Here is a 14,681-nt window from a genome sequence, read left to right as displayed (position 1 = left end):
CGGCGCGATCGGCCAGCTCACGCGCCGCCGCACCCGTGATGTCCCAGGTGACCAGGTCGGACACGACCGGCACCGCGGCGTCGGCGTCGATGACCACGTGCCCGCCGGCGGCCTCGGGCCGCACCAGGTGCACCGCCCGCGCCCACGTGGCCAGCGCCTCCTCCTGCGCGCGCAGATCCTGGCGGTTCATGGTCGCCCACGTGTCCAGGATCAGCGCGGCGCCGTAGCCGCCGGGCACGGTCGGTTCGGCGCCGGGCGTGGCCACGACGATGCGCGCGCCGCCCTTGACCTCGTCGAGGATCCGTTCCCCCGACGACGAGATCACCGGATGCGGCCGGAACGTCCGTCCCAGCTCTTCCGCTGTGCGTTCCGAGCCCACGATGACCGGCCGGATCCTCGTCCCGCCGCATTCGTGGCAGCGGTGGCGCACGTCGACGCGGCCGCACCAGCGGCAGGTCGGCGGCGCCGCCTCGCCCGCGCCTTCCGGGCCGGCATTGCTTTGCGACGGCCCGTGCGGGATCTCCAGCGGCCCATTGCAGTGGCGGCACCGAGCGGGAGTGCCGCAGCGTGCGCACGCCAGCGTGGGCACGTATCCCTTGCGGGGCACCTGGACCAGCACGGGCATGCCCTCGCGCAGGGCGGTGGCCGCCACCCGGTAGGCGGCGGCGGGCAGCCTGCCGCGGGAGATGTCCTCGGGATCGGCCTCCGTGTCGGTGGACGGGATGATGCCGGGCATCCGGGCCGCCAGCGTCTCCGGGGTGGGCACCAGCCCGTGGGCCCACCCGGATTCGACGAGCTGCTCCACCTCGGCGGTGCGCGTCGCCGAGGCGAGGATCAGCGCGCAGCCCTCCTGGGCGGAGCGGGTGACCAGCACGTCGCGGGCGTGCACGTACGGGGCGCGGGGGTCGACGAGATTGTCGTCGCCGTCGTCGAGGATCACGCTCAGCCGCAGATCGCGCACCGGTGCGTACGCCGCGGACCGGGTGCCCACGACCAACCGGGCGGAACCGTGGAGGATGTCCAGGTAGCGGCGGTAGCGCGACTCCGGGCCCAGGCCCGCGGCCAACGTCGTGATCTGCCGCGGGCTGATCAGCTCCCGCAGCGCCGCCTCCAGCGCATCCACCGCGCGCTGGTCGGGAACGACGATGAGCACGCCGCCGCCGTCGCGGGCCACCGCCACGGCCAGCTCCGCCAACCTCGCGGCCACGTCCTCCCCCGGCGCCGGATGCCACGCCGCCCTGGCCGGGGCGCCGCCGCGCACGGCGGAAATGAACGACGCCCCGAATGCGTAGGCGTCCCATGCGGCCAGATCGACGTCGTCAAGCTCAAGCCGCCCCAACTCCTCCCAGGACGGTCCCGGGCCCTCGCCCCGCGCCTTCTCCGCGCGCGCATGGCGCGAGGGAACCGCCGAGCGGATGATGTCCGAGCGCACGCCCGCGTAGAGCTCCGCGAGCGAATCGACGAGCCGGGCCAGCCGCGGCGGGTACACGATCTCCGGGGACACGACGTCCTTCAGCGGCGTCAGCGCCCCGTCGTGCTCCGCCGACTCCGCGCGCTCGAGCACGATGCCGTTGACCAGCTTGCCCGAAAACCGGATGCGCACCCGCGTCCCCGGCAGAGCCTCGGCCGACATGGACTCCGGCACGGAATAGTCGAAGAGCCTGTCCAGCTGGGGCAACCCCAGCAACGGCAAGACCCGGGCCACCGGCCTGTCGGCCATGGTGTCCCGGGTCGTCGTCATGGCAACCCATCTTAGAGACGGCCCGCCGGGCACGCGCTACAGGCCCGCCGCCGCGCGGAGGTCGGCCACGCGGTTGACGCGCTCCCACGGCAGATCGACGTCGGTGCGGCCGAAGTGGCCGTACGCCGAGGTCTGCGCGTAGATCGGGCGCTTGAGGTCCAGCTCGCGGATGATCGCGGCCGGGCGCAGGTCGAACACCTTGCGGATCGCCTCTTCGATGACCTTGCGGTCCACGACGCCCGTGCCGAAGGTCTCCACGTACAGGCCCACCGGGTTCGCGCGGCCGATGGCGTAGGCGACCTGCACCTCGACGCGCTCGGCCAGGCCGGCGGCGACGACGTTCTTGGCCACCCAGCGCATGGCGTAGGCCGCCGAACGGTCCACCTTCGACGGGTCCTTGCCCGAGAACGCGCCGCCGCCGTGGCGGGCCATGCCGCCGTAGGTGTCCACGATGATCTTGCGGCCGGTCAGGCCGGCGTCGCCCATCGGGCCGCCGACGACGAACGAGCCGGAGGGGTTGATCAGCAGCGTCAGGCCGGAGACGTCGAGGTCCGGCAGGCCCTCGGCGGCGAGCACCGGCTCGATGACCTCGCGGCGCAGGTCCTCCTCCAGCTGGGCGTGGGTGACGCCCGGGTTGTGCTGCGTGGAGATGACCACGGTGTCCAGCGCGACCGGGATGTCGTTCTCGTCGTAGCCGACGGTGACCTGGGTCTTGCCGTCCGGGCGCAGGTAGTCCAGCGTGCCGTCCTTGCGCACCTCGGTCAGCCGGCGGGCCAGGCGGTGCGCCAGCGCGATGGGCAGCGGCATGAGCTCCGGCGTCTCGCGCACGGCATAGCCGAACATCAGGCCCTGGTCGCCGGCGCCGGCGCGATCGTCGGCCTCGACGTCGCCGCCGGAGCTGCGGGACTCCAGCGACTCCGTGACGCCGTCGCCGATCTCCGGCGACTGCTCGCCGATGGACACGGACACGCCGCAGGTGGTGCCGTCGAACCCCTTCTCCGACGAGTCGAACCCGATGTCCATGAGGCGGCGGCGCACGATGCGCGGGATCTCGACGTAGCCGCGCGTGGATACCTCGCCGACGACGTGGACCAGGCCGGTGGTGACCACGGTCTCCACCGCGACTCGGCTGTCGGGGTCGACCTCCAGCATGGCGTCGAGGATCGCGTCCGAGATGGAGTCGCAGATCTTGTCCGGGTGTCCCTCGGTGACGGATTCGCTGGAGAACAGGCGCAGGTCGTGAGCCACGGAAAGCCTTCCTAACCGCGCGGACGATGGCTCCGCGCCGGGGTTCGTTGTCTGGGTACCCGGGGAATCATAGACCAAGCGGTTCAGTTTGTGGCGAACCGGGGTCCGGATACCGGGCAGGGTGTCGGTATTCGCTCGACCATCGCTTGACGACGGCCCGTCGTCAGCCTCGTGCCGCGACCTTGCGCGCGACCGCGTCGAGGATGCGCGCGGCCACGGCGTGCTTGGAGCCGTGGGGCACCTCGTCGACGGAGCCGTCGGCGTCGAGGATCCAGCCGACGTTGTCCTCGGCGCCGAAGGTGGCGCCGCCGGAGACGTCGTTGCACATCAGCAGGTCGCAGCCCTTTCGGGCCAGCTTCGCCGTGGCGTGCTCCAGCGGCGTGGCCGACGCATCGCCGGTCTCGGCGGCGAAACCGACGATGATCATGTCGCCGTCGAGCTTGCCGACGGTGCGGCGGCGCACGGTCTCGGCGAGGATGTCCGGGTTCTCGACGAGCTCGATGCGCGACAGGGCGTCGTCCGAGGCGCCCTTCTTCAGCTTCGAATCGGACTCCGCGGCGGGCCGGAAATCGGCGACGGCGGCGGACATGATCACCACGTCGGCGCCCTCCGCCTCCTCCGCCATCGCGGCGGACAGGTCGCGGGCCGAGGTGATGGGCCGCAGGGTCACGCCGGGCGGCGTCGGCAGCGCGTCGACCGCGCCGGCGACGAGGGTGACGTCGGCACCGCGCTGGGCGGCCACGTCGGCGAGGGCGAATCCCTGGCGGCCCGAGGAATGGTTGCCGATGAAGCGCACCGGGTCGATGGCCTCTCGAGTTCCGCCGGCGGAGATGACGACTTTCTTTCCCTCGAGATCACGGGTGAAGGCCTCGGGTTCCTCGACGGCGAGCAACGCGAACTTGGCGATCTGCTCTGGCTCGGGAAGTCGACCCGGACCGGTGTCGACGCCGGTGAGGCGCCCGTGGGCGGGATCGAGGACGATCGCGCCATGGCGCCGCAGGGTGGCGACGTTGTCGCGCGTCGCCGGATGGTTCCACATCTCCGTGTGCATCGCCGGAGCGAAGACGACGGGACAGGTGGCCACCAACAGGGTGGCGGTGAGCAGGTCGTCGGCGCGGCCTTGGGCCGCCCGCGACATGAGGTCGGCTGTGGCGGGGGCGACGACCACGAGGTCGGCCTCCTGGCCGATGCGGACGTGCCGGACCTCGTCGACGGCATCGAACACGGTGGTCGACACCGGATTGCCCGACAGCGCCTCGAACGTCGCGGCGCCGACGAAATTCAGCGCCGACGGCGTCGGCACCACCCGGACCGAGTGGCCCCGTTCGGTGAAGGCGCGCACCAGGTGGCACGCCTTGTAGGCGGCGATCCCCCCGGAGACTCCGACGACGACGTTGAGCCTGCCATCAACCGCCATGCCGATCCCCCGCCTAGCCCTCGGTGTGCTCGAGCAGGCCGGCGTTGATCTCGCGCAGGGCGATGGACAGCGGCTTCTCGGCGACGCCCGGCGTCACCAGCGGGCCGACGTACTCGAGCATGCCCTCGTCGATCTGCTGGTAGTAGTCGTTGATCTGTCGCGCGCGCTTGGCGGCGAAGATCACCAGCGCGTACTTCGACGACGCGGTCTTGAGGAGCTCGTCGATCGGCGGGTTGGTGATGCCGACCGGCGGGTCGAAGACGGCCTCGGGGGCGGCGGTGATGTCCTGGGACACTGTGACGATCTCCCTGTCCTGGTTGTGCACGGCCACGACGGCGGCGTGCGGTGAAAGCCTGAATGAAGAATATGCGCGAACCGCGGAACCCGAACGACGGGCCCCGGGCGCGGAAAAACCGGCGGCGGCGTCGGGATGGCGAACCATCCCGGCTCCGACCGCCGGACGATCAATTTCCGAGAAGCGCCGCGGTGATCTCCGCGACGGCCTCGTCCACGTCGACGTTGACGACCTGCTGGTCGAATTCGCCGATCGCGTCCATCTCGGTGCGGGCCGTTTCCAGCCTGCGCTTGATGTGCTCCTCCGATTCCGTGCCGCGGCCGGTGAGCCGCTCCACGAGAATCTCCCAGCTGGGCGGGGCGAGGAAAAGCAGGTGCGCCTCCGGGGATGCTTCCCTGATCGAACGGGCGCCGGCGAGGTCGACCTCGACCAGCACCGGGCGTCCGGCCGCCAGGGCCTCCTCCACCGGCTGGCGGGGAGTGCCCGACCGCTGCAGGCCACCATGGATGTCGGCCCACTCGAGCATCTCGCCGGCGTCGATGCGCCGGTCGAACTCCTCGCGGTCCACGAAGAAGTAATCCTCGCCGTCCACTTCCCCCGGGCGCGGGGCGCGGGTGGTCATGGAGACGCTGAAGTAGAGGTCCGGAACCTCGGCGCGGAGCCTGCCGACCACGGTCGACTTGCCCACGCCGGCGGGACCGGAAAGGACCACCAGTCGAGAAACGGAGTCCCCGGACATGGCGACTACTCGGCGGAGAAGCCGAAGCGCTCCAGCAGGGCGCGACGCTGGCGGTCGCCGAGGCCGCGCAGGCGGCGGGTCTGGGCGATCTCCAGATCGGTCATGATCTCCTGGGCCTTGACCTTGCCGACCTTCGGCAGGGCCTCGAGAAGAGCGGAGACCTTCATCTTGCCGATGATCTCGTCCTCGTCGGCCTGCTTCAGGACCTCGGGCAGGTCGGTAGCGCCACGCTTGAGCTTGTCCTTCAGCTCGGCGCGGACCTTGCGGGCCTGAGCGGCCTTCTCAAGGGCGGCTGCACGCTGCTCAGGGGTCAACTGCGGAAGGGCCACGGGTTCCTCCGTTAAAAACTAGACATTTTGGGATGGTCCGGTCATTCGGACCGGAGGTGACCGTACCTCACCAACACGTTTCCGTGTCAATGCACCGTGCGTGCCCGCCATTTCGAGAGGACATCACGGTCGCCCACCTGGGCGATGCGTCGATCAACTCCGGCAAGCATAGCACCGGAATGCCCGGATGCAGGAACCGCCGCCCCAATCCGCACCACCTTTAACAGCAGGTGGCCGGGTTGGAACGGCGGTTGCACAAGACCGTGGGCGACGGTGCTATGCGGGGTACTCCTCCGCGGCTTCGGCCACGGCGGCGGCCAGCGCATCGGGGTCCGGACCGTGGCGCAGGATCCCGCGGGAGATGTTGGGCAGAGCCAGCCTCCTGCAGTCGCCGGCCAGGCGATCCACGTCCGCCGGGCCCGCCCCCTGGGCACCGACGCCCGGCATGAGGATCGGCCCCGCCAGATCGTCCAGGCGCGGCGCCCGCTCCAGCGTGGCGCCGACGACGACGCCCACCGGCCCGGACGGTTCACCGGCGGCCACGTGCGGGGCATTGCGCTGCGCCGCACGGTCGACGATGTCCTGGGACAACTCCACGGCGCGGCCTTCGCGGTCCAGCATGGCGCCCTGGACCGAACGCCCCTCCGGGTTGGAGGTCGCGGCCAGCACGAACACCCCGCGCCCCGTTTCCTCCGCCAGCGACAGCGCCGGTTCCAGCGAACCGAAGCCCAGGTAGGGAGACACGGTCACGGCATCCACGGCCAACGGCGAGCCGTCGGAAAGCCAGGCATCGGCGTAGGCCGCCATGGTCGAACCGATGTCACCGCGCTTGGCGTCGGCCAACGTCAGCGCGCCACCGTCGGAAAGATCCGACAGCGCCCGTTCGAGAATGGCGAAACCTTTCGACCCGAAGGCCTCGTAGAACGCCACCTGTGGCTTGACCAGCGCGACGGTGCCCGCGAAGGCCTCGACGCAGATTCGGGTGAACGTTTCGACGCCGGCGACGTCGACGCCCAGGCCCCAATCTCGCAACAGCGACGGGTGGGGATCGATGCCCGCGCACAGCCGGCCCCGGGCCTCCGTGGCCGCGACGAGGCGCGAACCGAAGCCCGCGCGCCCGCCGCTCGACGGCGATTCAGCCACGCCGCACCTACTGCCCGAGGACGTGCAGGTCCTGGAGGGCCTGCACCTCCATCTCGTTGTTGCGCACCGCGGAGATGCCCTGGACCGCCGCGACGGCGCCCTGGACGGTGGTGACGCACGGGACGTTCATGGCCACGGCCGCGGCGCGGATCTCGTAGCCGTCCGAGCGAACCTCGGCGGAACCGACCGGGGTGTTGATGATCAGGTCGACCTCGCCGCCCCGGATGACGTCGACGATGGTCTTGGCGCCGTCGACCTCGGGGCCGTCCTCGGTGAGCTTGTTGACGACCTCGCAGTCGATGCCGTTGCGGCGCAGCATTCCCGCCGTGCCGTGGGTGGCCAGGATGTGGAAGCCGAGGCCGGCCAGGCGCTGGATCGGGAACACCAGGGTGCGCTTGTCGCGGTTGGCGAGCGACACGAACACCGTGCCGGAGGTCGGCAGCTCGCCGTAGGCGCCGGCCTGGGACTTGGCGTAGGCGGCGCCGAAGTCGCCGGCCAGGCCCATGACCTCGCCCGTCGACTTCATTTCGGGGCTGAGCAGGCTGTCGAGCTCGCGGCCGTCCGGGCTGCGGAAGCGGTTGAACGGCAGCACGGCCTCCTTGACCGCGATCGGCGCATCGGCCGGCAGCGAACCGCCGTCGATGTCGCGGGGCAGCATGCCCTCGTCGCGCAGCTCGGCGATGGTCGCACCCATCATGATCCGCGACGCGGCCTTCGCCAGGGGCACCGACGTCGCCTTGGACACGAAAGGGACGGTGCGCGAGGCGCGCGGGTTGGCCTCGATGACGTACAGCGTGTCGTCGCGCAGGGCGTACTGGACGTTCATCAGGCCCTTGACGCCAATGCCGTGCGCCAGCTTGGCCGTGGACTCGCGGACCAGGTCGATGATGCCCTGACCAAGCGACATCGGCGGCAGGGCGCAGGCGGAGTCGCCGGAGTGGATGCCGGCCTCCTCGATGTGCTCCATGACGCCGCCCAGGTAGACCTCGTCGCCGTCGCACAGCGCGTCGACGTCGATCTCGATGGCGTTGTCCAGGAACCGGTCGACCAACACCGGGTGCTCGCTGGACAGCTCCGTGGCGCGGTTGATGTAGTCCTCGAGGGTCGCCTCGTCGTACACGATCTCCATGCCGCGGCCGCCCAGGACGTAGGACGGGCGGACCAGAACCGGGTAGCCGATGGAGTCGGCGACGTCGCGGGCCTCCTCGAAGGAGGTCGCGGTGCCGAACTTCGGCGCGGGCAGACCGGCTGCGGCCAGGACCTTGCCGAACTCGCCGCGGTCCTCGGCCAGGTCGATGGCGTCCGGGGTGGTGCCGACGATGGGCACGCCCGCGGCCTCGAGGCGCTCGGCCAGGCCCAGCGGCGTCTGGCCGCCCAGCTGCACGATCACGCCCGCGACGGTGCCCGACTGCGACTCCGCGTGGTAGACCTCCATGACGTCCTCGAACGTCAGCGGCTCGAAGTAGAGGCGGTCGGCGGTGTCGTAGTCGGTGGACACCGTCTCCGGGTTGCAGTTGACCATGACGGTCTCGTAGCCGACGCGGGAGAGCTCCAGTGCGGCGTGGACGCAGGAGTAGTCGAACTCGATGCCCTGGCCGATGCGGTTCGGGCCGGAGCCCAGGATGATGACCTTGTCCTTCTCGGTCTGCGGCGCGACCTCGGACTCGGCGGCCGGATCGAGCTCGTAGGCCGAGTAGTGGTACGGGGTCTTCGCCTCGAACTCAGCGGCGCAGGTATCCACGGTCTTGAACACCGGGTGGACGCCGAGGCGCCAGCGCAGCGAACGCACGCCCTCTTCACCGGCGAGCTCGGGGCGCAGCGCGGCGATCTGGGCATCCGACAGGCCCCAGTACTTGGCCTCGCGCAGCAGATCCTCGTCGACGACCGGGGCGTCGAGAAGCGCCGTGCGAATGTCCTGCAGGTTCTCCATCTCCGTGATGAACCACGGGTCGAGGCCCGAGGCCTCGTGGATCTGCTGGACCGAGGCGCCGAGGCGCTGGGCCAGCTCCACGTCGTAGATGCGGCCCTCGGTCGGGCGCTTCAGGTCCTCCAGCACCGCGTCGACGTCGGTCGCGCGGTCGCCGGCGATGTACTCGTCGGACTGGGTCCAGAAGCCGGCGGGCTTGGACTCCAGCGAACGCATGACCTTGCCCAGCGCGCCGATGTAGTTGCGGCCGATGGCCATGGCCTCGCCGACGGACTTCATGGTGGTGGTCAGGGTGTCGTCGGCGCCCGGGAACTTCTCGAAGGCGAAGCGCGGGGCCTTGACGATCACGTAGTCCTGCACCGGCTCGAACGCGGCCGGGGTCTCGCCCGTGATGTCGTTGGTGATCTCGTCGAGCGTGTAGCCGATGGCCAGCTTCGCGGCGATCTTCGCGATCGGGAAGCCGGTGGCCTTCGACGCGAGCGCCGAGGAGCGGGAGACGCGCGGGTTCATCTCGATGGTGATCAGGCGGCCGTCGCGCGGGTTGATGGCGAACTGGATGTTGCAGCCGCCGGTGGCCACGCCGACCTCGCGCAGGATGGCGATGCCCTGGTCGCGCATGATCTGGTACTCGCGGTCGGTCAGCGTCAGGCCGGGGGCCACGGTGACCGAGTCGCCGGTGTGGACGCCCAGGGCGTCGACGTTCTCGATGGAGCAGATGACCACGACGTTGTCGTCGCCGTCGCGCATGAGCTCCAGCTCGAACTCCTTCCAGCCGAGGATGGACTCCTCGATGAGGACGTTGGCCTCGGGGGACGCGGCCAGGCCGCCGCCGGCGATCCGGTCGAGGTCCTCCTCGTTGTAGGCGAGGCCGGAACCGAGGCCGCCCATGGTGAAGGACGGGCGGACGACGACCGGCAAGCCCAGTTCCTTGACCGTCTCGTGGACCTCGTCCATGTTGTGGCACACGCGGGAGCGGGCGGACTCGCCGCCGATCTTGGCGACGATGTCCTTGAACTTCTGGCGGTCCTCGCCACGCTGGATGGCGGGGATGTCGGCGCCGATGAGCTCGGCGCCGTACTTCTCCAGGACGCCCTCGCGGTCGAGCTCGATGGCCGCGTTGAGCGCGGTCTGGCCGCCGAGCGTCGCCAGTACGGCGTCGATCGGGTGGCCCTCGGCGGCCTCCTTGGCGAAGATCTTCTCGATGTAGGAGGTCTGGATCGGCTCGATGTAGGTGGCGTCGGCGAACTCGGGGTCCGTCATGATCGTCGCCGGGTTGGAGTTGATCAGGGTGACGCGCAGGCCCTCCTCGCGGAGGACGCGGCACGCCTGGGTGCCCGAGTAGTCGAACTCGCAGGCCTGTCCGATGACGATCGGGCCGGAACCGATGACCAGGACGTGATTGATGTCGTTGCGGCGAGGCATGTTCTAGTTCTGGCCTTCCTGGTTGTTCGAGCCGGCGCGGTCCATCAGCGCCATGAAGTCATCGAAGAGGTTGTGGGCGTCGTGCGGGCCGGCCGCCGACTCCGGGTGGTACTGCACGGAGAAGGCCATGCCGGACTCCAGCGCCACGCCTTCGACGGTCTCGTCGTTGAGGCAGGTGTGCGTGACCTTGGCGGGGCCCCACTGGGTGTCCCAGTTCTTGCCCGGCTCGCCCTCGAGCGCGAAGCCGTGGTTCTGCGCGGTGATGTAGATCGTGCCGGTGACGTGGTCCTTGACCGGCACGTTGATGCCGCGGTGGCCGAAGCGCATCTTGTAGGTGGACAGGCCCAGGGCGCGGCCGAGGATCTGGTTGCCGAAGCAGATGCCGAACAGCGGCATGCCGTCGTCCATCGCGTTCTTGGCCACCTGGACCATGGCGTCGGCCGTGGCCGGGTCACCCGGGCCGTTGGAGATGAACACGCCGTCGGGCGCGTGGGTCCTCTTGATCTCCGGGTACGGGGTGTTGGCGGGAACGATGACGACCTTCGCGCCGCGCTTGGCCAGCTCGCGCGGGGTGTTGGCCTTGATGCCGAGGTCGTAGGCTACGACGGTGGCCTTCACCTCGCCTTCGGGCTCGATGACGTAGGTCTCCCCCGCCGTCACCTCGGAGGACAGGTCGGCGCCGGCCATCGACGGCTGGGCGCGGACGATCTCGACGAGCTCGTCGGCGGGCTTGGCGGCGTCGTCGCCGGAGAAGATGCCGGCGGCCATCGCGCCGTGATCGCGGATGTGGCGCACGAGAGCGCGGGTGTCGACCTGGCGGATGCCGATCAGGCCCTGCGAGACCATTTCATCGACGAGGCTGCGCTCGCTGCGCCAGTTCGAGGGCGCGCGGGACAGGTCGCGGATGACGTAGCCGGCGGCCCAGATGCGGCCGTCGTGGGACTCGGAGTCCTCGTCGTTCCAGCCGGTGTTGCCGATCTGCGGCGGCGTGGCCACGATGATCTGCCGGTGGAAGGACGGGTCCGTCAGGGTCTCCTGGTAACCGGTCATGGCGGTGGTGAAGACCGCCTCGCCGAGGGTCGTGCCGGTGGCGCCGAAGCCTCGGCCCCGGAAGATCTTGCCGTCGGCGAGAACCAGGACCGCGGGGGTGTTGTTGTCCGCGGGGGCGTTGCTCACGTGGCTGCCTTTCTCTTTTTCGTTCTCATGGAGGGTGTCGTCCTTGTGGTGCTTGCCCATCAGGCAGTGGCCTTTCCGTCGTGGGCCGTGACGCGGCCGCGCAGCACGGTGGCGGCGACGGAGACGGCCATCTCCATGTCTTCGTAGGGGGTGTTCTCGGCCTTCGACGCCAGGTCGGCGCCGTGGACGGTCCAGCGTCGGCCGGGGTCCACGACCGTGAGGTTCGCGGGCTCGCCGACGGCGATGGGGCGTCCGTGGCCGGGCAGGCGGACGATCTCCGCCGGCTTTTCGCTCATGACCTTCGCCAGCCAGCGCCAGTCGCAGGGCCCGTCGAGGACGAACTGCTCGGCGATGATCGGCAGGGAGGTCTCGAGGCCCAGCATGCCGGGCTTGGCGTGCTCGAACTCGCAGCACTTCTCTTCCGAGCCGTGCGGCGCGTGGTCGGTGGCGACGCAGTCGATCACGCCGTCGATGAGCGCCTCGCGCAGCGCCTTCGCGTCGCGGTCCTCGCGCAGCGGCGGGTTGACGCGGTTGACGCCGTCGAAGGTCTCCAGGCGCGCGTCGGTGAGCACGAGGTGGTGCGGGGTGACTTCCGCGGTCAGCGGAATGCCCTGGCCCTTCGCCCACTTGAGCAGCTCGACCGTGCCCTCGGTGGACGCGTGGCAGATGTGCATGCGGCCGCCGTAGTCGCGCGCCATGATGGCGTCGCGGGCGACGATGGACTCCTCGGCCACTCGCGGCCATCCGCCCAGGCCCAGGCGGGCGGCGGTCGGGCCCTCGTGGGCGACGGCGCCCTTGGTCAGGCGGGGATCTTCGCAGTGCTGCGCCAGCAGGACGTCCTCGCCGCGGGCGTACTCGATGGCGCGGCGCATGATCTGCGGGTCGTCGACGCACTTGCCGTCGTCGGAGAACATGCGCACCTTGGCCTGGGAATCGGCCATCATGCCGAACTCGGTCAGGCCCTGGCCCTTGAGGCCCTTGGTGATCGACCCGACCGGGTGCACGTCGCACAGGCCGATGGCCTGCGCCTTGAGCCACACCGACTCGGCGATGGCCGGGTCGTCGGTGACGGGCGCGGTGTTGGCCATGGTGAACACGGCGGTGAAACCGCCGCGCGCGGCGGCGGCCGAACCGGTCGCCAGCGTTTCCGTGTCCTCTCGGCCGGGCTCGCGCATGTGGACGTGGATGTCCACCAGGCCCGGCAGCAGGACCAGGGAGTCGAAGTCGAGGACTTCCGCGTCGTCGCCGGCGGTGACGTCGGCGCCGATCTCGGCGATGATGCCGTCGCGGACGAGCACGTTGACGTCCTCGCCCTCGCCGTACGGGCGCACGCCCGTCAGCAGCAGCTCACCGGACGCGGCGGCCGCGAGCGGGCCGACGGGCGGGAACGCGGAATCGTCGTGATGGTTGCCGGTCACTGTGCCGCTCCTTCCGGGGTGAACGAAGTCTCCGCCGTCAACAGCGTGAACAGCACCGCCATGCGGACGTGCACGCCGTTGGCCACCTGCTGCAGCACCGCGGTGCGGGGCAGGTCGGCGACGTGGTCGTTGATTTCCATGCCTCGCAGCATGGGGCCGGGGTGCAGGACCACGCAGTCGTCGCGAAGCAGCTTTTCCCGGTCCCGGGACAGGCCGTACCTGGTGGCGTACTCGCGGTGCGACGGGAAGAACCCGCCGTCCATGCGCTCGGCCTGGACGCGGAGCATCATCACCGCGTCGGCGTCGGGCAGCTCGGGCTCCATGCGGTGGGCCACGCGCACCGGCCAGTTCTCCACGCCGTAGGGCAGGAGGGTCGGCGGCGCGACGAAGACGACCTCGGCGCCCAGCGCCGCCAGCAGGTCGGCGTTCGAGCGGGCGACGCGGGAGTGCAGGATGTCGCCGACGATGACGACCTTCCGGCCCTCGATGCCGCCCAGGCGCTGGCGCAGGGTCACCGCGTCGAGCAGCGCCTGCGTCGGGTGCTGGTGCTTGCCGTCGCCGGCGTTGATGATCGCCGGCGCGTTGCCGTGCTGGCCCGTCCACTCGGCGATGAGCTTCGCGGCGCCGGACGCGGGGTGTCGCACCACGATCGCGTCGGCTCCGATGGCGTCGAGCGTCAGCGCGGTGTCCTTCAGGCTCTCGCCCTTCTTCACCGACGACGAGGACGCCGAAATGTTGATCACGTCGGCGCTCATCCACTTGCCCGCGGTCTCGAAGGACGCGCGGGTGCGGGTGGAGTTCTCGTAGAAGCAGGTGAAGATGGTGCGGCCGCGCAGCGTCGGCAGCTTCTTGATCTCGCGGCCCGCCAGGGCCTCCCGGAAGCGATCCGCCTCGTCCATGAGGCCCACGATCTCGTCCTTGGACAGATTGGCGATGCTCAGGAGATGCTTCACGACGCCTGCGCCCGGCTCAGGATGACCGCGTCGCGGCCGTCGATGTCCTCCACCAGGACGCGGACGTCCTCGTGGCGCGCCGTCGGCAGGTTCTTGCCCACGTAGTCGGCGCGGATGGGCAGCTGGCGGTGGCCGCGGTCGACCAGGACGGCCAGCTGGATGATGTCGGGGCGCCCGATGTCGTTGAGCGCGTCGAGCGCGGCCCGGATGGTGCGGCCCGAGAACAGCACGTCGTCGACGAGCACCACGATGGTGTTGTCGATTCCGGCGTCCGGGATCCGCGTCGGCTGCAGCGCGCGATGCGGGCGGTTCCGCAGATCGTCGCGGAACAGCGTGATGTCCAGGGAGCCGGTCTCCGGCTTCACCCCGGAGTACTCCTCGATGCGCTCGGCCAGCCGTTCGGCCAGGGGCACGCCGCCCGACGGGATGCCCAGCAGCACCACCCTCGGCGCGTCCGATCCGTCCAACGCGGTCTTTTCGATGATCTGGTGCGCGATGCGCGCGACGGTTCGTCCGACCTCGTCGGCGTTGAGCAGTTCCGTGATGTCCGCGGAAGTGCCCTCGCCCGGGTTCGGGATTGCGTTGTCGCTCATCGTGACCTCCTTCCCCGCCTCTCCGTGCGGTCCGTTAAAGGATGTCCCGTGATTGCCCACGGTTACGGCTGCGATCCTACCAGCCGCACGGGGCCGAACCCCCCAACCCCCGGCCCTGAATCAGGGCGCGCCGAAGGAGAACGCCATCAGGGGAACCATGACCACGATGGGCCACAGCATGGCCACGGCGGCCAGCACGATGAGCCACGTTCTCCGCAGCCACAGTGCACCGGCGAGGCCCGCGATGTTGAGCGCCCATGCCCACGGGTTGGCGAACATG

At 70.3% G+C, this 14,681-nt stretch carries 12 protein-coding genes; all 12 read right to left on the bottom strand.

Annotated elements, in window-relative coordinates:
- A partial coding sequence (locus GX015_RS06900; protein ID WP_291343846.1) for a primosomal protein N' occupies positions 1-1,741 on the bottom strand: 1,741 nt, incomplete at its 3' end.
- 36 nt (positions 1,742-1,777) lie between these two features.
- Positions 1,778-2,989, bottom strand: coding sequence for a methionine adenosyltransferase (metK, locus tag GX015_RS06895; protein ID WP_291343845.1), 1,212 nt, complete (start codon positions 2,987-2,989; stop codon positions 1,778-1,780).
- Between the two features lie 163 nt (positions 2,990-3,152).
- On the bottom strand, positions 3,153-4,406 hold the full coding sequence (coaBC, locus tag GX015_RS06890) for a bifunctional phosphopantothenoylcysteine decarboxylase/phosphopantothenate--cysteine ligase CoaBC (RefSeq protein WP_291343843.1): 1,254 nt from the start codon (positions 4,404-4,406) through the stop codon (positions 3,153-3,155).
- Positions 4,407-4,419: 13 nt separating this feature from the next.
- Positions 4,420-4,701 carry a DNA-directed RNA polymerase subunit omega gene (rpoZ, locus tag GX015_RS06885; protein ID WP_291343841.1) on the bottom strand — a complete coding sequence of 94 codons (282 nt, stop codon included), beginning with the start codon at positions 4,699-4,701 and terminating at the stop codon, positions 4,420-4,422.
- 169 nt (positions 4,702-4,870) lie between these two features.
- Positions 4,871-5,440 carry a guanylate kinase gene (gene gmk / locus GX015_RS06880; protein WP_291343839.1) on the bottom strand — a complete coding sequence of 190 codons (570 nt, stop codon included), beginning with the start codon at positions 5,438-5,440 and terminating at the stop codon, positions 4,871-4,873.
- Positions 5,441-5,445: 5 nt separating this feature from the next.
- Positions 5,446-5,769 (bottom strand): integration host factor, actinobacterial type, encoded by a 324-nt coding sequence (mihF, locus tag GX015_RS06875; protein WP_046651387.1) that lies wholly within the window; start codon positions 5,767-5,769, stop codon positions 5,446-5,448.
- A gap of 276 nt (positions 5,770-6,045) precedes the next feature.
- On the bottom strand, positions 6,046-6,912 hold the full coding sequence (pyrF, locus tag GX015_RS06870; protein ID WP_291343836.1) for an orotidine-5'-phosphate decarboxylase: 867 nt from the start codon (positions 6,910-6,912) through the stop codon (positions 6,046-6,048).
- 7 nt (positions 6,913-6,919) lie between these two features.
- The gene (gene carB, locus GX015_RS06865; RefSeq protein WP_291343834.1) at positions 6,920-10,261 is read right to left on the bottom strand and encodes a carbamoyl-phosphate synthase large subunit; all 3,342 of its coding nucleotides are present in this window, start codon (positions 10,259-10,261) and stop codon (positions 6,920-6,922) included.
- A 3-nt stretch (positions 10,262-10,264) separates the two neighbouring features.
- Positions 10,265-11,437 carry a glutamine-hydrolyzing carbamoyl-phosphate synthase small subunit gene (carA, locus tag GX015_RS06860; protein WP_291343832.1) on the bottom strand — a complete coding sequence of 391 codons (1,173 nt, stop codon included), beginning with the start codon at positions 11,435-11,437 and terminating at the stop codon, positions 10,265-10,267.
- A gap of 59 nt (positions 11,438-11,496) precedes the next feature.
- Positions 11,497-12,783 carry a dihydroorotase gene (locus GX015_RS06855; protein ID WP_291343848.1) on the bottom strand — a complete coding sequence of 429 codons (1,287 nt, stop codon included), beginning with the start codon at positions 12,781-12,783 and terminating at the stop codon, positions 11,497-11,499.
- A 68-nt stretch (positions 12,784-12,851) separates the two neighbouring features.
- Positions 12,852-13,808 (bottom strand): aspartate carbamoyltransferase catalytic subunit, encoded by a 957-nt coding sequence (locus tag GX015_RS06850; RefSeq protein ID WP_291343830.1) that lies wholly within the window; start codon positions 13,806-13,808, stop codon positions 12,852-12,854.
- Positions 13,805-14,401, bottom strand: a complete 597-nt coding sequence (gene pyrR, locus GX015_RS06845) for a bifunctional pyr operon transcriptional regulator/uracil phosphoribosyltransferase PyrR (protein WP_168937023.1) — start codon at positions 14,399-14,401, stop codon at positions 13,805-13,807. Before pyrR ends, GX015_RS06850 begins: the two co-directional genes overlap by 4 nt.
- Between the last annotated feature and the right edge of the window lie 280 nt (positions 14,402-14,681).

The sequence above is a fragment of the Corynebacterium sp. genome (assembly GCF_012837295.1).
Classification (GTDB): Bacteria; Actinomycetota; Actinomycetes; order Mycobacteriales; family Mycobacteriaceae; genus Corynebacterium.
The sequence above is the reverse complement of the archived record's forward strand: the minus strand, read 5'-3'. Positions and strand labels throughout refer to the sequence as shown.

Excerpts from the sequence above, each read along its gene's own strand:
- coaBC (WP_291343843.1), bottom strand. The coding sequence starts at position 4,406 with ATGGCGGTTGATGGCAGGCTCAACGTCGTCGTCGGAGTCTCCGGGGGG.
- carB (WP_291343834.1), bottom strand. The coding sequence starts at position 10,261 with ATGCCTCGCCGCAACGACATCAATCACGTCCTGGTCATCGGTTCCGGC.
- pyrR (WP_168937023.1), bottom strand. The coding sequence starts at position 14,401 with ATGAGCGACAACGCAATCCCGAACCCGGGCGAGGGCACTTCCGCGGAC.
- gmk (WP_291343839.1), bottom strand. The coding sequence starts at position 5,440 with ATGTCCGGGGACTCCGTTTCTCGACTGGTGGTCCTTTCCGGTCCCGCC.